We start from the raw sequence: 16,057 nt of genomic DNA, 5'->3' as shown, positions 1-16,057 counted from the left end.
CTTTTCAGAGTCAGTGTAGCAATGGCGCGTATTGTTGTATCCGTCCTTACTGGAATTTTGCCCGCCTGGAGTGATTAAAAGATACAAGTTTGGCGCTCTTTGCTGGTTATCGGCACTCAGGCCTCGTCCTCCATAAATTCTGCCAGTACCTGATTCAGGTAGCGCTGACCCAGCGGTGTCGTGGATAAGCGCTGGTCGCTGTCGGTCAGCAGCTGTCTTTGAATCAGATTGTGCAGCCGGTCATCGAGGGTATGCAGTGGCAAGCCGGTGCGCTCGGCAAACAGTGGCCGCTCCACTCCCTCTGTCAGTCGCAGGGCATTCATCATGAATTCCAGGGGCAGATCCTCATCGGCGATGGCCTGCTGTGCCGCGGTAAAGGCTTTGTCCGGGTTCAGGTAGTGTTCCGGCAACCGGGTTTTGTTCATCCTCACAATGCGGTTTTGCCCGGGCTGGGTAATCTTTCCGTGAGCGCCGGCACCCAGTGCCAGATAGTCACCGAACTGCCAGTAGTTCAGGTTGTGGCGGGACTGGCGTCCGGGGCGGGCATAGGCCGAGACTTCGTACTGGCGGTAGCCGTGATCATCCAGAAGCTGTTCGCCGGCCTGCTGGATGTCTGCCAGGGCATCGTCCACTGGCAGTGTCGGTGGACGGCTGTAGAATTCGGTATTCGGCTCAATGGTGAGCTGATACCAGGAGATGTGTTCAGGCTCCAGACCGATGGCCGTGCGCAAATCCTGTTCGCCGTCTGCGGGTGTTTGTGATGGCAGGCCGTGCATCAAATCCAGATTGAGGTTGTCGAAGCCCGCTGCCCGCGCCATGTCCACCGCCGACAGGGCTTCTTTGGCTCCGTGAATTCGGCCCAGCTGCTGCAGGTGCAGATCGGAAAAGCTCTGGATTCCAATAGACAGCCGGTTGATGCCCGCCGAGCGAAAGCCGCGAAATTTTTCCTGTTCAAAGGTGCCGGGATTGGCTTCCATGGTGATTTCGATATCGTCGACAAAACCGATCTGTTTTTCGGCGGCGCTCAGCATCTGGTCAATCGCGGATGGACTGAACAGGCTGGGGGTGCCTCCGCCAATAAAAATGCTGTGCAGCGCCCTGCCCTGAACCAGCGACAGACTCTGCTCCAGATCTTTCAGAACGGCGTCGACATAGGCCGCCTCGGGCAGTTCGCCGCTGGCCTTGTGCGAATTGAAGTCGCAATAGGGGCACTTGCGAACGCACCAGGGAATATGCAGGTAGAGGGACAGTGGTGGCAGTGTCAGCATGGCCTCAGAGTAACCGTTCGAGCTGGCTCAACAGCTGCTGCATGGCTTTGCCGCGATGGCTGATTGCGTTCTTCTCGGATTTGCTGAGTTCCGCTGCGCTGCAATCGTGCTCGGGGACATAAAATAACGGGTCGTAGCCAAAGCCGCCCTCGCCGCTGATCTTGTGCAGTATCTGCCCTTCCCAACTGCCCTGGCAAATCAGCGGTGTCGGATCTTCGGCGTGACGCATATACACCAGCACGCACTGAAAGCGCGCGCTGCGTTCCGCCTGCGCCAGTCCTTGCAAGCTGTTCAGCAGCTTCTGATTGTTGGCGCTGTCTTTGTCCGGGCCATCCTCGCCGGCGAATCGGGAGGAGTAGATTCCCGGCTTGCCCAGCAAGGCGTCCACTTCCAGGCCCGAGTCGTCGGCCAGTGCCGGCAAGCCCGTGGCGCGACAGGCGTGACGGGCTTTAAGAATGGCGTTTTCGACAAAGCTCAGGCCGGTCTCTTCGGCATCGCTGACGTTGAATTCGGACTGTGGAATCACCTCAAAGCCGGCGTCCCCCAGCAGAGACTGGAATTCTTTCAGTTTGCCGGCATTGCCGCTGGCCAGCACGATGCGTCGGGCGCGTGGAGTTTTGTCCGTCATAGCGTTTGGTTACTCTGCTCTTTTCGCGGGGTTAGTCTTTGTATAGTTTCTTGCTGAAGGTCACCGGGTAGGTGTTGCCGTCGTGGGTGACTTCAATCTTGAAATGCACTACTTCGTCGTTGTTACTGACGCGAATGGGGGCCAGATAATAGACCGCATCCTGCTCTTTGATCTCAATAAACTCGAGTGTTCTCTGTTGTTGCATCAGGTTGGTGATGGAGCCGCTGACCTTGGCGGGCAGACCTTTGCTGTTGCCGCCATCGGTGCTTTTGATAAGCGCGACATTGAGCAGCGACTGACCTTTGCCGCGGGTGAGATTGTAGGCGGTGGCCACTTCCGGCTGTAAAAACGTGCTGTTAAACACCGTGTGCAGCACGCTGTAGTCCCCAAAGGTGGTGAACTGGGAATCGGCACTGGAGAACTGGCTGCCGAACAGCAGACACAGCAGCAGGCCGAGGCGGGTCAGCCAGGGGGTGTTTGAAGTGTTCGATGGCATGGGGGCTCGGTGGGCGTGAGATGGATCAATCATAATGTGTCTCCTGAGTCTGTCTGGCCGGATGCTCTCGCCAGAGCTGGCGCTGCCCGGTGCAGCGCTGCGGGTTCGTTGTCTTAGTTTAGCTTGCGGGTTGAGAAATGGCGTCCCAAATGACTTGGGCGCCATTGCGGCGCTAGCGATGTTTGCGCAGGTGATAGATGGCGGTTTCACCGAACAGATTGGGGCGTAGGTCTTTCAGCAGTCGGCTGAAGCGACGCTCGGCGACCACCTGGCGCTTGAGGATGTCGATATCCAGTTCGCGGCACAGGAACTCAAAGTCCCGGAAGGTGCAAAAGTGGATATTGGGGGTGTCATACCACTGGTACGGCAGCAGGTCGGAAACCGGCATGCGGCCGTTGCTGAACAGGTGCCAGCGGGCTTTCCAGTGACCGAAATTGGGGAAGGTGACGATACACTCCTTCCCTACTCGCAACATTTCTTCCAATACCTTGTGGGGCGCGTGCATGGTCTGCAGAGCCTGGGTCATGACCACACTGTCAAAACTGTGATCGGCAAAGTTGGCCAGGCCGCGATCCAGGTTCTGCTCGACCACATTCAGGCCTTTGCTGATGCAGGTAGTGATCTGTTCGGGATCGATTTCCAGGCCGTAACCGGTCACCTGTTTGGTGTCGCGCAGGTTTTGCAGCAGAGTGCCGTCACCGCAGCCCAAATCCAGTACCCGACTGTTGGGTTGAATCCAGGCCTGGATGACGTCCAGGTCAATACGCAGTGGGTCGGTTATGCCGCCGGTGCTTGTTGATGGGCTCATACGTGAGTACTTACTCCCTTCATGTATTCGGTAAACAGACGATAGTAGCGATCGATAGGCAGCAAGAAGGCATCGTGTCCGTAGTCGGATTCCACCTCTGCGTAGCTGACGGCCTTGTCGGCGCCAATCAGAGCATCGACGATTTCTCGCGAGCGCTCGGGGGCAAAACGCCAGTCGGAGGTGAAGGACACCACCAGAAAGCGGCACTTGGCGTGACTGAAAGCCTCGACCGGGTCGTCATTGTATTCACGGGCAAGATCGAAGTAATCCAGGGCTTTTGTCATTAAAATGTAGGTATTTGCGTCGAACGAGCTCGAAAAAGCATCGCCCTGATAGCGCAGATAGCTCTCAATCTGGAATTCTACCGGTTCATCCTGTCCCTGCTGAAAGCTGCCCGAGCGAATCTCGCGGCCAAATTTCTGCCCCATGCCATCGTCCGACAGATAGGTGATGTGGCCAATCATCCGCGCTACCGCCAGACCGTCCTTGGGGTAGGTGTCGTGCACCTGATAATTCCCTTCGTGGTACTTGGGATCGGACATGATCGCCTGACGGGCAGTTTCGTTGAAGGCAATGTTCTGGGTGGTCAGGTTCATGGCTGAGGCAATCACCACGCAGTGACGCACGCGATCCGGGTATTCCAGAGCCCAGCGCATGGCCTGCATGCCGCCAAGACTGCCGCCGACAATCGCCGCCCACTGCTCAATGCCCAGCCTGTCGGCCAGACGAGCCTGGGAGTGAACCCAGTCGCGCACCCGCAAATGGGGGAAATCCTTGCCCCAGGGCTGGCCGGTCTGTGGATTGATGGATCGCGGGCCGGTTGAGCCGTGGCAGCCACCCAGATTGTTGAGTGCGACAACAAAGAAGCGATTGGTATCAATGGGTTTGCCGGGGCCAATGTAGTTGTCCCACCAGCCGGGCTTGCGATCATCTTCGCTGTGGTAACCGGCGGCGTGATGATGTCCGGACAGGGCGTGACAGATCAGTACCGCATTGGATTTTTGCGCATTCAGTTCGCCATAGGTCTCAATCACCAGATCGTAGGCGTCGAGCGTGCGGCCACTGGCCAGCTCCAGAGGCTGATCAAAATGCAGGGTTTGCGGTGTGACCAAACCGACAGAATCGTTGGCAAAGGGTGCGGGCATTGTGTCTCTGGGTTCCTTGGGGGTTGGCGCGCAAGTCTAAGGTCGCCCCAGCCTGTCTGCAAGGGCTGGAGTTGGGTTAGAGAGACCGTGATAGGGCGCGGGTAAAAGCCCGATAGCATATACCCGAATGGCGCCGGACGATAGTTGTCCGGTCAATTCTGCCCGCTGTCAGGCGATGCCGGCCAGTGAGTGCCGAGGTCTGGCCGTTCGGGAATCATTGGGTGCAGGCTGCAGCTGGGGATTGAGGGATGCATTGGCGCAGGGTTGCATGTCGATAATGCGTTCCAGTTCGACCAGTGCACTGCCCTGTTCAGCGATCATGGTGCGCAGTGACTGCAAGCGCAATGACTGGCTGCTGTGCTGCTGGTTCAGGTGGGTCATGTGCAGCATCTGCTGATCCAGCAGGCTTTTCTGATAGTGGGTTTCGTGGCTGATGGGGGTCAGTGCTTCCCGATTCCAGTGGTCGATGGCGGTATTCAGGTCGGTGTTCATGATCCGGACTTCCTGCACCAGTGAGTTGATAAAGCGCCCGATCACCCGTTGTTTGATGTTGAAAATATTGCCCAGCGAGCGACGGAACTGCTGGGCCTGTTGTTCCAGTTGACGCAGTCGCTGTAGGTGACTGTGCAGCTGAAAGCAATGACTGCTGGCGTCTTCCGGGCTGCAGCAATGATTGTTGGAGCGCTCGTAGATGGTCAGCAGGGTGGTGTTGGCCGCTTTGGCCTGCTGTTCGACCCGGATCATGCGCTGGCGCAGCTGCTGGAAAAACTCATCAATGGCCTTGCTGAGCCCCACAAACGACCAGCTTTTCACCATTTTCTGGTGGGTGGTGCCGATCAGTCCCTCCAGCTGGAAGGGGGTCAAGGGCTCGCGCAGTTGCTGGCAGTGCTCATCGATTTGGCGCTGGTAGGTGCGCAGATCCAGATGCTGGCGATGGTATTGCTGATGCAGTTTGCGTACGTTTTGGCGCAGTGCCTGAACCTGGGTGTCAAACTGCGCGGGGCGGTGTATCTGCTGCTGCAGGCTTTCCAGTTCGCGGTCGGAGTGGAATAACTGCTTTTGAAGGTTTGTGCGAGTGCTTTTGACGATGCGGATGGCATCGCTGAGGATACGCTGGCCGGCAATCTGCTGCTGGTTGCGCAGCAGCTGATTGATCAGCAGGGCTTCCAGTTGTGGCAGGTTGCTGCGCTGGAGCAGGGCATCGTCACCTCGGGCCTGTGCCAGCAGCCCCTGCTTGGCGGAAATGGCCACCACCTGTTCCAAGGGTTGTGACAGCGAGCGCGCGGTCTGTTCGCGGATCTCTTCAATGTCCCGGTCTGCGGATTCGTCCAGGTTGTCCCACAGCACATCCACTTTGTTGAGCAGGGCAATGGTATTGCTTTGTTGCTGGGCCGCGCGCAGGCCTTTCAAATGATCCTGCCAGATGGTGATGTCGCTGTAACTCAAGCCGGAGTCCGCCGCCAGCAGAAAGATCACGGCGTCCGCCTGTTGCAGGGTGCTGAGGGTCAGTTCCGGCTCATTGCCCAATGCATTCAGGCCGGGGGTGTCGAGGATTCGCAGTCCGTGGCGCAGCAGCGGGTGATCGAGATTGATCAGGGCGTGCCGCCAGCGGGGTATTTCCAGCAGCCCGTCGCTGGTGGGGGGCAACTGTTGTGGATCAAAGCCCATGGCCCTTGCATCACTGGCTTGCACGCGCTTGACCTGGGAAATGGTGCTCATGGCCCGTGCCACCGATTCAGGATCGGCCATGTCAAAAGGCAGGGTGACCCAGTTTTTCGGGATGCGCCTGAAGTTATTCAGGCTGGTGGTCGTGCGCCGGGTTTCGATGGGCAGCAGGCGGACGTAGCCCGGTCCGCTATCGCGCTCGGATTCGCGGCCCGGCGTGTAGAAGATTTCCGTGGGGCACATGGTGGTGCGGCCGGGTTTCGACGGCAGCAGGCGCTGGTTATATTCGGTGAAGAGAAGGGCGTTGATCAGCTCGGTTTTGCCGCGGGAGAACTCGCCGACACAGGCGACGGTAAAGCTGGCATTATCCAGCAGGTTCAGGGCTTTCTGCAGGCAGTGGCGAGTTGCCTGGCTCTGGCTTTGGTGGTTTTTGAACCACTCCTGACTCTGGCGCAGTTGTTGGCTGAAGGTGTGCTTCCAGCGGGCAAATTCTGCCATGCGTTGATAGAAGGATATCGAATCCATACGGTATTTAAGGCCCCAAACTTCGGTGTGCGTTGTTATTATTGTGTGTCGCTAATTGGTATCGGTAATTTTTATGGTGCGCCGGTTGTTGTGTCTTTGGTGGCGCAGCGACTCGCTGATATTGATTTTGCACAGGTTGTCACCCGTGTCGGACAATGCTCTGTTGCCTCGACGTGGCGTCAAAATTCTAAAAACATAGATGACTCATTAAAACTGAAATACGGCGGCTATGGAAGGGGCGAAAAGAAGACTGCGGTGGGGAAAGATGCCCCGATTCGTACAAGAAAATCAGCCATTAGTATGAATTTGGACGGTTAATGAACAGTTGACTGCCAGGGAAGCAGGCCACTGTTCACACCGGGTTGCGTCGGTCAGGGAAGGGTCAGATTCCCATAACCAGTTGTCGGGCAACACCACCCATACCCGCGGCAGCGGCCAGGTATTTGATCAGAACCTGCACCACATTCAGCGCCAGAAAGGCAAAGATCGGGGAGATATCAATGCCGCCCATGTCGGGCAGCAATTTGCGGAACGGCGCCATGACTGGCTCCACCAGTTGACGCACCAGCATCAGGGCAGGGTTGTCACTGTGGGGGGCAATCCAGCTGGCAATCACCATGATCAACAGCCCCCAGAAAAAGATATTGGCGGCCAGGCCCAGTATGCCAACGGCAGACCAGAGAAGTCCGTAGAGCGGATTAATGAGACTGCCCATGATGATCAGGGCGCAGATCTCGATGATCAGAAACTGTACCACCAGGGCCAGTAACAGGCCGGCCAGATCAATGCCCATGATACCCGGAACCACACGGCGGATGGGGATCAACAGGGGGTTGGTGGCCTTCACAATAAATTGCGAAATCGGGTTGTAAAAATCCGCCCGCGCCAATTGCAGCAAAAAGCGCAACATGACGACCAGTAGGTACAGCGACCCCAGAGTTTGTACGATTAAGGTGCCGATCTCCTGCATTGGCCCCATGATGTTCTCCTTTTAGATAAGAATTCTTGCTGGCTCAGGCAGACTCACTGAGCACCCAGCTCCCTGGCCATTTCCCGTGAGCGCTCGGCGCAGGCGTCCATGGCTTTGCTGACCACATCGCGGAGTTTGTTTTCCTCGAAGGATTGAATGGCTCTTTCGGTGGTTCCGTTGGGGGAGGACACCCGACGGCGCAGCTCAATCACGTCCACATCGCTGTCCTTGGCCAGTTTGGCGGCGCCCAGTGCGGTTTGCAGGGTCAGTTCGGTGGCGTTCTCACGGCTCAGGCCCTGTGCGACACCGGCGTCGATCATGGCTTCCATCATCAGGAAGTAGTAGGCGGGCCCGCTGCCGGAGACGGCGATAACGGAATCAATCAGGTCTTCGCTGGCGGTCCACTGGACGATGCCTACCGCTTCCATGATTTCCTGGGCGATGGCTTTCTGTTCGTCGCTGGTGCGCTCGTTGGCGAACAGGCCGCTGGCGCCGGTCTGGACCAGTGCCGGGGTGTTGGGCATGCAGCGCACGATGGCCAGATCATTGCCCAGCCAGGCGTCCAGACTGCGAATATCGATACCGGCGGCAATGGAGATGATCAGCGGTTTGTGTGCCAGATGCGGACGCAGGTCGCTGCAGACCTGTTCCATCACCTGAGGTTTGACGGCCAGTACGATCACGTCAGCACGCACTGCGGCTGCGGCATTGTCACTGGTGGTGACGACCGGAAAACTGTCGGCCACCTTGTCCAGTGTGGGCTGATAGGTGTCGGTGGCGGTGATCTGTCCGGCACCAAACCCTTTTTGAACCAGTCCGCCAATGATGCTGCTGGCCATATTGCCCGCGCCGATAAAAGAGATTTTTGCTTGTGTCACGTGGTCTTCCTGTATTGGTGTCCGTTGACTCCCGACATGGCGGGGAGCTGTAGTTATTAACCGAGTTATTGGCTGAATTATTGTCGCTTGCCAAAGATATCTGTGCCGATGCGCACCAGGGTCGATCCGGCGGCAACGGCCGCTTCCAGATCGCCAGACATACCCATCGACAGGGTGTCCAGATGGGGGTGGTGTCGCTGTATCTCCGGGGTTGATTGTAATCGTTTCAACGTGTTGGCCAATGGCAGCAGTGCCTGTTGTTGCTGTTCAAAATCGTCCCGCGGGGCGGGAATGGCCATAAAGCCCCGCACACAGATATGGGGCAGATTGCTCAGGCTTTCAAGCAAATCGTCCAGTTCATCCAGTAAAACTCCGGATTTTGTCGATTCGTTATCCACATTCACCTGCAGACAAATGTTGATGGGGGGCAGGTGAGGCGGGCGCTGATCATTCAGGCGGACGGCTATTTTGGCGCGATCCACACTGTGAACCCAGTCAAAGTTTTCGGCAATAGCGCGGGTTTTATTGGATTGCACAGGACCTATGAAGTGCCATTCAATGGTTAAATCCTTAAGTTGCTCTTGCTTCTCCAGCGCTTCCTGCAGGTAGTTTTCGCCGAAACAGCGCTGGCCCGCCTGATAGGCTTCCCGAATATCGCTGGCGGGCTTGGTTTTGCTGACGGCGAGTAATTTGACGCCATCGGCCGGGCGGCCACAGTTGCTCAGCGCACGGGCTATGCGCTCATTGACTTCTGCTAGGTGGGTAGGAATCTTAGGCATATACTTGGTACATTATGGGTCTGACTTGGGGTGGACGCTCGATAAATTTGGCCGTATCTCGTTAAAGGTTTGCTTCTGGCTGGCAGTTTGCTCGGCCATATCTCTAAGCATTCGGCTCAAAAAGCATTAGAAGAACGCTTCAAAAGTTTGAATAATGTATTCAATAGTTAAATAAAAAGTATCAAGCAAAGGTTGTTTATGGATATTACGGAACTTTTGGCGTTCAGTGCCAAACAGGGCGCTTCGGATTTACACCTTTCAGCGGGCTTGCCGCCTATGATCCGGGTCGACGGCGACGTGCGCCGCATTAACCTGCCTGCCATGGAGCACAAACAGGTTCATAGTCTGATCTACGAGATTATGAATGACAAGCAGCGCAAGGATTTTGAAGAGTTCCTGGAAACGGATTTCTCCTTCGAAGTGCCCGGTGTAGCCCGTTTCCGGGTAAACGCCTTTAACCAGAACCGCGGTGCCGGTGCGGTATTCCGGACCATTCCTTCCAAAGTACTGACCATGGAAGAGTTGGGTATGGGTCAGGTGTTTCGCGATATCTGCGCTGTGCCACGGGGGCTGGTACTGGTGACCGGACCCACCGGTAGTGGTAAGTCCACTACCCTGGCGGCGATGATGGATTACATCAACGACCACAAGTACGAACACATTCTCACCATCGAAGACCCCATCGAATTCGTGCACGAATCGAAAAAGTGTCTGGTGAACCAGCGGGAAGTGCACCGCGATACTCACGGCTTCTCGGAAGCCCTGCGCTCTGCGCTGCGGGAGGATCCGGATATCATTCTGGTGGGCGAGATGCGGGATCTGGAAACCATTCGCCTGGCGCTGACCGCGGCAGAAACCGGTCACCTGGTGTTTGGCACCCTGCACACCACCTCGGCGGCGAAAACCATCGACCGGATTGTGGATGTGTTCCCGGCCAACGAGAAATCCATGGTCCGCTCCATGCTGTCGGAATCCCTGCAGGCGGTTATATCCCAGACCCTGTTGAAACGTAACGGCGGTGGCCGTGTGGCCGCTCACGAGATCATGCGCGGGACCTCGGCGATTCGCAACCTGATCCGTGAAGACAAGGTCGCGCAGATGTACTCCGCCATTCAGACCGGTGGTGCCATCGGCATGCAGACCATGGATCAGTGTCTGGCCGATCTGGTCGCGCGTCGCATCATTAACCGCGATGTGGCCCGTGAGAAGGCGAAGATGCCCGATAACTTTTGATGTCGGCTGACTCCGACAAATACCGGCTGAAGTGACTTCTCCGAAAGTGACTGCAGCGGATTGCCCCTGACAATAACGGATAAGGAAAAGACGATGGATTTTGAACGCCTGTTGGCGCTGATGGTAGAGAAAGGCGCTTCGGATTTGTTTATCACCGCAGGTGTTCCGCCTTCGATGAAACTCAATGGCCGTCTGGTGCCGGTGACCACCACTCCTCTGTCGCCGGAAAAGGCCCGTGAGACCGTACTGGCGGTGATGAATGAGAAGCAGCGTCACGAGTTTCTGGAAAGCAAGGAGCTGAACTTTGCCGTCAGTGCCCGGGGTATTGGCCGATTCCGTTGCAGTGCGTTTTACCAGCGCAACCTGGCGGGCATGGTGCTGCGTCGCATTGAAACCAATATCCCGAAAATCGACGATCTGGGTCTGCCGGAAGTGATCAAAGAGCTGGCCATGACCAAGCGTGGTCTGATCATCTTTGTGGGTGCAACCGGTACCGGTAAGTCCACCTCGCTGGCTGCCATGATCGGCCACCGCAACCGCAACTCCAAGGGTCATATTATTTCCATCGAGGACCCGATCGAATTTATTCACCAGCACCAGGGTTGTATTGTGACCCAGCGGGAAGTGGGTATTGATACCGATTCCTTCGAAATCGCACTGAAGAATACCTTGCGGCAGGCGCCGGACGTGATTCTGATTGGTGAGGTTCGCTCGCGGGAGACCATGGAGCACGCTATTGCCTTTGCCGAAACCGGTCACCTGTGTCTCTGTACCCTGCACGCCAACAACGCCAACCAGGCGCTCGACCGGATTATTCACTTCTTCCCGGCGGATCGTCACCGCCAGCTGTGGATGGATCTGTCCCTCAACCTGAAAGCCATCGTGGCACAGCAGCTGATCCCCACGCCGGACGGCAACGGTCGCCGCGCCTGTCTGGAAGTGATGCTCAATACCCCGCTGGCGGCGGATCTGATTCGCAAAGGCGATGTGGTTGAGCTGAAAGCGCTGATGACCAAGTCCTCCGAGCTGGGCATGCAGACCTTCGATCAGGCGCTGTTCGAGCTCTACGATCAGGGCGAGATTACCTACGAAGATGCCCTGTCTTACGCCGATTCGCCGAACGATCTGCGTCTGATGATCAAGCTGGCATCGGAAACCGATTCGGAATATCTGTCCAATGCCGCTGATGAACTCAGCATTCAGGACGATGACGACGACCGCTCGCGGTTGTTCTGATCTCCCAGGCCGGAGGTGGATTCCGTGTCCACCTCCGGTTGAGTCTTTCAACGTTTTTGTTTCCGGCCAATATTTAGTCCTCTCCCGATATGACGTTATTAACCCTGCGTGCAGGCGCCAGCGCCTTCCGACAAATACAGCGCGATGGCTTGTCGCCGGAACAGATCAGCAGCGTCTTCGGTGCGTCCGGCGCCGCCAAGTGGCTGGCGATTTACGGTCTCGACCGGGCGATTTTTTCCCAGTGGCTGACGGCGGCGGAGCAGCCGATCCATCTGTTCGGGACGTCGGTGGGGGCTTTCAAACTGGCGGCCGCCTGTCATCGGGACGCCGGTGGGGGGCTGGATGCGCTGGCGCACGCCTACATTCAGCAGAGTTACCCCAAGGGCGTGACTCCCGATGAGATTGAGCGGGAATTTCGCAAAATTCTCGATGTGACCATCAATGAGGCGCGGGCGACCGAGGTGCTGTCACATCCGCGCTATCGGTTTGGCTGTGGCGCGGTGCGTTGTCACGGCGGGTTGGCCAGTCCGAATCCTCGTCGGCAGACGGCTTCCTGCAGCAAGGCGGCGGTCAACAATATGAAGGGCAGAGGAGCGCTGCGCAGCAAGCTGGATCGGGTGGTGTTTCACGATCCCAGAGCCAGCTTCCCGCTGGCGGTCAACAACGGTGTGGCCCGCGATGGCTATCGCACAGAGGCGGTGGCGCTGTCGCCGGCCAACATTACTCAGGCGCTGAAAGCTTCCGGTTCTATCCCGGTGTATATGCACGGGGTCAACGACATTCCCGGGGCGGGGCCGGGGGTTTATCGGGACGGCGGACTGCTGGACTATCACCCGGTGCCCGGCAGCTTTTGGCAGGATGAAGCCGGGTTGATTCTCTATCCGCACTTTTATCCAGACTGCAAGGTGGGCTGGTTCGACAAGTTCCTGCCCTGGCGCAAAGCCGCACCGCAGTTGCTCGATAGGGCCGTGCTGGTGTATCCCAATCAACAGTTTTTTGCCGACACCCGACTCGGGCGGGTGCCGGACCGTCAGGACTTTGCCAAATTTGCCAACAATGATGCCGAGCGCATTCGCCTGTGGCAGGAGGTGGCAGACAAGAGTAATCGACTGGGGGAAGAATTTTTGGAGATGGCCGCTTGCGGTGATCTGGCGGCGCGGGTTGAACCCCTTGCGCCCTAGTCCCGGCAAGCCATGGGGTGTCAGCAGCTGCCGGACGATTTTCGGCGCATTTTCAGGCATACTTTGTCTGTCTGGCCGCGGAACAGTGGCCATTTGATGCACGCGACCATTGTTGTCCCCGACTTTTGTTATACCAGAATTGCCGGAGCCCCTGTTTTCCATGATTAACTGGAACGATATCGATACCGTCCTGCTGGATATGGACGGCACCCTGCTGGATCTGCACTTTGACAACTACTTCTGGCTGACCCATTTGCCCAAGCGCTACGCCGAGACCTACGGTGTGGATGAGGCTGAAGCCATCGCCAGGCTGCAGGCGCACATCAAGGCTCACGAGGGCACTCTCAAGTGGTATTGCCTGGAGTTCTGGTCGGAGTCGCTGGGGCTGGACATTCGTCGCCTCAAAGAAGAAGTGCAACACAAGATTCAGATTCGCCCGTTTGTGGTGGAGTTTCTGCAAGCCCTGCAGGCCCGGAACAAACGACTGGTGCTGATCACCAACGCCCACCCGCAAAGCCTCGATCTCAAGCTGGAAATCACCGCCATCGATCAGTGGCTGCACATGGTGATCTCTTCTCACGAGTTTCAGCAGCCGAAGGAGGCACAGGAGTTCTGGCAGGCACTGCAGCAGCGTGAGCCCTTTGATCCCGAGCGCACCCTGTTTGTGGATGACACCTTGCGGGTGCTGGATTCCGCCAGAGACTTTGGTATCCGCCATCTGCTGTGCCTGCATCAGCCGGACAGCCAGCGCGAGCACCGCCAGATTACCGAGTATCCCGCCATCCATCACTTTGATGAGGTGATGCCCCGATGAGCAAGGGCGGCATGGACAAGGGCGCTATGGATAAAGTCCGACTGGACAAATGGCTGTGGGCTGCGCGTTTTTTTAAAACCCGCAGCCTGGCCAAGCAGGCCATCGACGGCGGGAAAATTCACTGCGATGGTCAGCGGGTCAAGCCCAGCAAAGAGATTCCGGTGGGGGTGAAGCTGACCATCCGTCAGGGGTGGGACGAAAAAGTGGTGGAGGTCATTGCCCTGTCCGATCAGCGCCGCGGTGCGCCGGAGGCGGCCTTGCTCTATAACGAAACGGCAGACAGTCTCGCCAGGCGCGAGGCCGAGGCGGCACAGCGCAAGCTGGTTCGCGGTGCCGGCGTCGGGCCGGAGCGTCGACCCACCAAAAAGCAACGGCGACAAATACACCGTTTTCTGGAGCAGGATGACTCCTGAAAACTGACTTCAACGGGATGAGGGAATACTCTTGAAGACATGGACTGCGGCAACACAGCGACTGATAACTTTGGCCCTGCTCCTGCTGGCAACCGCCACCGTTCAGGCGGCCGGTAATACCAGTGTTGAACGTCTGAAAGACGCTGTTGTAAAAATTCATACCACCTCCACGCCGGCGGATTATTTTACCCCCTGGCGCCTGCTGAATGCGCGTCAGAGCAGCGGTTCCGGTTCGGTGATCAGTGGCAACCGCATTCTGACCAACGCCCATGTCGTGGCCGATGCCACCTACATCCAGGCGCAAAAACACGGCGATCCCCACAAGTACCTGGCGCGGGTTGCGTTTATTTCCCACGAGGCGGATCTCGCCATACTGGAAGTGCTGGAACCGGATTTCTTTGATGGTTTGCGGCCGCTGGCGGTGGGCTCCCTGCCGGAACCGTTGCAGGACGTATCGGTGTTTGGCTATCCGTTTGGCGGCACCACCCTGAGCATCACCCGCGGGGTACTGTCACGCATTGAGCACCAGTACTACGCCCACGCCGGCGGCTATTTTCTCGCGGGGCAGATCGACGCTGCCATCAACCCGGGCAACAGCGGCGGCCCAGTGATTGTCGACAATAAGATTGTGGGGGTGGTGATGCAGACCAACACCAGTGGTCGGGCGGAAAACCTCGGTTACTTTGTGCCTCCCAGTGTCATCAAACACGTGTTGGAGGATGCCAAAGACGGGCATCACGATGGTTTCCCGGATCTCGGTTTTCGCACACAGGACCTGGAAAGCCCGGCCATGCGTCAGGCCTACGGGGTTGCGGATCGGGATGGGGGGATTCTGGTGGCTCATGTGTTCGAGGATTCGTCGGCCTCGGGCAAGATCCTGCCCAACGATGTGATTATGGCCATCGATGGCTTTGACATTGCCGATGACAGCAGTCTCGAATTTCGCAACAACCTGCGCACCAACTATAAGTACGCCATTGATCAGTACCATCGGGGCGACGAGGTGGAGATTCATCTTGTCCGCCGTGGTGAAGAGTTAAAAGTCACACTGGTGGCCGGCCCCAACCGCAATTTCAGTCTGGTGCGTGAGCAGGCGTTTGAACAAACCCCGGAGTATCTGGTGTACGGCGGCGTGGTGTTTGTGCCACTGAACATGAATCTGATCAAGCGCTGGGGCGCCGACTGGCACCGGCAGGCACCGGTATCCTTCCTCAATGCGCGGGAAACCCGTTCCAGCACAGACAAGGAAGAGCTGGTGGTGGCCTTGAAGGTGCTGGCAGCGGATGTGAATCTGGGGTATCACGACTGGAAAAACTGGATTCTGGAATCCATCAATGGTGTGCCCATCCGCAATTTTGAGGATTTCTGCCATCGGATTGTCCATGGAACAGAAACCAATACCGTGCTGCGCGACGATGGAGGCTTTCAGATGGTGCTTAATCGTCAGGGTGCTGAAGACAGTGAACAGGCCATTCTGACGCGCTACCGGGTTCCCAAGGCCAATGGCTGTCATCTGGCCGGAGATAAGGCGGCGGAGGTGACCCCGTGAGCCGATCTGTACTGGCGGCGGGGCTCGCCTGTCTGCTTGTGATGTTCGGCTCGGCCAGTGCCGAGATCTACCAGTGGCGAGACGCCAGCGGCAAACTGCATTTCAGCGACAAAAAACCGAAGCAGCAGGCGGCGAAAGACATTTCCGATACGTTGGGTGACATCAACGTGGATCAAAGTGCCGTTGAACGGGAAAAGCTGGAAAGGTTGTTCAAGCCCGAAACACCTGAGGAAAAAGCCCTGCGTCAACAGGAGGCCGGGCGTCAGGCCTATCGCGAGGAGAAGCGAAAAGAGCAGTGTGAGCAGGCGCGCAATTATCTGGATGCCCTCAAGGGGCCGGTGTACTTTGTGCGCGAGGATGGCAGCAGTTACGACATCAGCGAGGCGGAACGGCGCCAGCGGGTAGTGGCGTTGCAGGCGCAAATTCGTCAGTACTGCCCCTAGCTGTTCATCGGCCGGCTTTGGTGGGC

General features: G+C 57.3%; 17 protein-coding genes. 8 read left to right on the top strand and 9 right to left on the bottom strand.

All coding sequences use genetic code 11. From position 1 onward, the window contains the following. Positions 1–116: 116 nt before the first annotated feature. The 6 genes from hemW to KOI40_RS01650 all read right to left on the bottom strand — a co-directional run bounded on the left by hemW (position 117) and on the right by KOI40_RS01650 (position 6,535). Positions 117–1,268: a radical SAM family heme chaperone HemW gene (gene hemW, locus KOI40_RS01675; RefSeq protein ID WP_216095700.1), complete on the bottom strand. Its 1,152-nt coding sequence runs from the start codon at positions 1,266–1,268 to the stop codon at positions 117–119. 4 nt (positions 1,269–1,272) lie between these two features. After that, complete coding sequence (rdgB, locus tag KOI40_RS01670; protein ID WP_216095699.1) at positions 1,273–1,896, bottom strand: RdgB/HAM1 family non-canonical purine NTP pyrophosphatase; 624 nt, start codon at positions 1,894–1,896, stop codon at positions 1,273–1,275. A gap of 31 nt (positions 1,897–1,927) precedes the next feature. Next, positions 1,928–2,425 carry a DUF4426 domain-containing protein gene (locus tag KOI40_RS01665; protein WP_216095698.1) on the bottom strand — a complete coding sequence of 166 codons (498 nt, stop codon included), beginning with the start codon at positions 2,423–2,425 and terminating at the stop codon, positions 1,928–1,930. Positions 2,426–2,564: 139 nt separating this feature from the next. Continuing rightward, positions 2,565–3,161: a methionine biosynthesis protein MetW gene (metW, locus tag KOI40_RS01660; RefSeq protein WP_216096025.1), complete on the bottom strand. Its 597-nt coding sequence runs from the start codon at positions 3,159–3,161 to the stop codon at positions 2,565–2,567. A gap of 35 nt (positions 3,162–3,196) precedes the next feature. After that, on the bottom strand, positions 3,197–4,345 hold the full coding sequence (gene metX, locus KOI40_RS01655; RefSeq protein ID WP_216095697.1) for a homoserine O-succinyltransferase MetX: 1,149 nt from the start codon (positions 4,343–4,345) through the stop codon (positions 3,197–3,199). Positions 4,346–4,513: 168 nt separating this feature from the next. After that, positions 4,514–6,535 (bottom strand): dynamin family protein, encoded by a 2,022-nt coding sequence (locus tag KOI40_RS01650; RefSeq protein WP_216095696.1) that lies wholly within the window; start codon positions 6,533–6,535, stop codon positions 4,514–4,516. Positions 6,536–6,580: 45 nt separating this feature from the next. Here KOI40_RS01650 and KOI40_RS01645 point away from each other — a divergent pair, with 45 nt between their 5' ends. Further along, positions 6,581–6,853 (top strand): hypothetical protein, encoded by a 273-nt coding sequence (locus tag KOI40_RS01645; RefSeq protein WP_216095695.1) that lies wholly within the window; start codon positions 6,581–6,583, stop codon positions 6,851–6,853. Between the two features lie 64 nt (positions 6,854–6,917). On the opposite strand, the gene KOI40_RS01640 is transcribed toward KOI40_RS01645, so the two are convergent. From KOI40_RS01640 to KOI40_RS01630, 3 genes are all read right to left on the bottom strand, one after another. Then, positions 6,918–7,514 (bottom strand): YggT family protein, encoded by a 597-nt coding sequence (locus tag KOI40_RS01640; RefSeq protein WP_233709869.1) that lies wholly within the window; start codon positions 7,512–7,514, stop codon positions 6,918–6,920. 44 nt (positions 7,515–7,558) lie between these two features. Beyond that, entirely contained in the window at positions 7,559–8,383 is an 825-nt protein-coding gene (gene proC, locus KOI40_RS01635; RefSeq protein ID WP_369413130.1) for a pyrroline-5-carboxylate reductase, read from the bottom strand. A gap of 77 nt (positions 8,384–8,460) precedes the next feature. After that, positions 8,461–9,162, bottom strand: a complete 702-nt coding sequence (locus KOI40_RS01630) for a YggS family pyridoxal phosphate-dependent enzyme (protein ID WP_216095694.1) — start codon at positions 9,160–9,162, stop codon at positions 8,461–8,463. A 198-nt stretch (positions 9,163–9,360) separates the two neighbouring features. Between KOI40_RS01630 and KOI40_RS01625 the strand changes: the two genes are divergently transcribed. The 7 genes from KOI40_RS01625 to KOI40_RS01595 all read left to right on the top strand — a co-directional run bounded on the left by KOI40_RS01625 (position 9,361) and on the right by KOI40_RS01595 (position 16,031). Next, positions 9,361–10,395: a type IV pilus twitching motility protein PilT gene (locus KOI40_RS01625; protein WP_216095693.1), complete on the top strand. Its 1,035-nt coding sequence runs from the start codon at positions 9,361–9,363 to the stop codon at positions 10,393–10,395. 93 nt (positions 10,396–10,488) lie between these two features. Next, positions 10,489–11,631 (top strand): PilT/PilU family type 4a pilus ATPase, encoded by a 1,143-nt coding sequence (locus KOI40_RS01620; RefSeq protein WP_216095692.1) that lies wholly within the window; start codon positions 10,489–10,491, stop codon positions 11,629–11,631. An 89-nt stretch (positions 11,632–11,720) separates the two neighbouring features. Beyond that, positions 11,721–12,812 (top strand): patatin-like phospholipase family protein, encoded by a 1,092-nt coding sequence (locus tag KOI40_RS01615; RefSeq protein ID WP_216095691.1) that lies wholly within the window; start codon positions 11,721–11,723, stop codon positions 12,810–12,812. Positions 12,813–12,972: 160 nt separating this feature from the next. Then, positions 12,973–13,626 (top strand): GMP/IMP nucleotidase, encoded by a 654-nt coding sequence (yrfG, locus tag KOI40_RS01610; RefSeq protein WP_216095690.1) that lies wholly within the window; start codon positions 12,973–12,975, stop codon positions 13,624–13,626. Between the two features lie 26 nt (positions 13,627–13,652). Further along, positions 13,653–14,039, top strand: coding sequence for a ribosome-associated heat shock protein Hsp15 (gene hslR, locus KOI40_RS01605; RefSeq protein ID WP_216096022.1), 387 nt, complete (start codon positions 13,653–13,655; stop codon positions 14,037–14,039). Between the two features lie 31 nt (positions 14,040–14,070). Continuing rightward, entirely contained in the window at positions 14,071–15,588 is a 1,518-nt protein-coding gene (locus KOI40_RS01600) for a S1C family serine protease (RefSeq protein WP_216095689.1), read from the top strand. Next, positions 15,585–16,031 carry a DUF4124 domain-containing protein gene (locus KOI40_RS01595; protein WP_216095688.1) on the top strand — a complete coding sequence of 149 codons (447 nt, stop codon included), beginning with the start codon at positions 15,585–15,587 and terminating at the stop codon, positions 16,029–16,031. The genes KOI40_RS01600 and KOI40_RS01595 overlap by 4 nt, the downstream gene beginning before the upstream one ends. Positions 16,032–16,057: the final 26 nt, after the last annotated feature.

Origin of the sequence: Pseudomaricurvus albidus, assembly GCF_018863235.1 — a bacterium.
Lineage (GTDB): Bacteria > Pseudomonadota > Gammaproteobacteria > Pseudomonadales > Cellvibrionaceae > Pseudomaricurvus > Pseudomaricurvus albidus.
This window is presented reverse-complemented; position numbering and strand designations above follow the sequence as displayed.

Bases quoted from the DNA above. Each gene is read 5' to 3' on its own strand.
- KOI40_RS01650 (WP_216095696.1), bottom strand. From the start codon at position 6,535: ATGGATTCGATATCCTTCTATCAACGCATGGCAGAATTTGCCCGCTGG.
- KOI40_RS01665 (WP_216095698.1), bottom strand. From the start codon at position 2,425: ATGATTGATCCATCTCACGCCCACCGAGCCCCCATGCCATCGAACACT.
- yrfG (WP_216095690.1), top strand. From the start codon at position 12,973: ATGATTAACTGGAACGATATCGATACCGTCCTGCTGGATATGGACGGC.
- KOI40_RS01620 (WP_216095692.1), top strand. From the start codon at position 10,489: ATGGATTTTGAACGCCTGTTGGCGCTGATGGTAGAGAAAGGCGCTTCG.
- KOI40_RS01640 (WP_233709869.1), bottom strand. From the start codon at position 7,514: ATGGGGCCAATGCAGGAGATCGGCACCTTAATCGTACAAACTCTGGGG.
- hslR (WP_216096022.1), top strand. From the start codon at position 13,653: ATGGATAAAGTCCGACTGGACAAATGGCTGTGGGCTGCGCGTTTTTTT.
- metX (WP_216095697.1), bottom strand. From the start codon at position 4,345: ATGCCCGCACCCTTTGCCAACGATTCTGTCGGTTTGGTCACACCGCAA.
- hemW (WP_216095700.1), bottom strand. From the start codon at position 1,268: ATGCTGACACTGCCACCACTGTCCCTCTACCTGCATATTCCCTGGTGC.
- rdgB (WP_216095699.1), bottom strand. From the start codon at position 1,896: ATGACGGACAAAACTCCACGCGCCCGACGCATCGTGCTGGCCAGCGGC.
- KOI40_RS01630 (WP_216095694.1), bottom strand. From the start codon at position 9,162: ATGCCTAAGATTCCTACCCACCTAGCAGAAGTCAATGAGCGCATAGCC.
- KOI40_RS01615 (WP_216095691.1), top strand. From the start codon at position 11,721: ATGACGTTATTAACCCTGCGTGCAGGCGCCAGCGCCTTCCGACAAATA.
- KOI40_RS01625 (WP_216095693.1), top strand. From the start codon at position 9,361: ATGGATATTACGGAACTTTTGGCGTTCAGTGCCAAACAGGGCGCTTCG.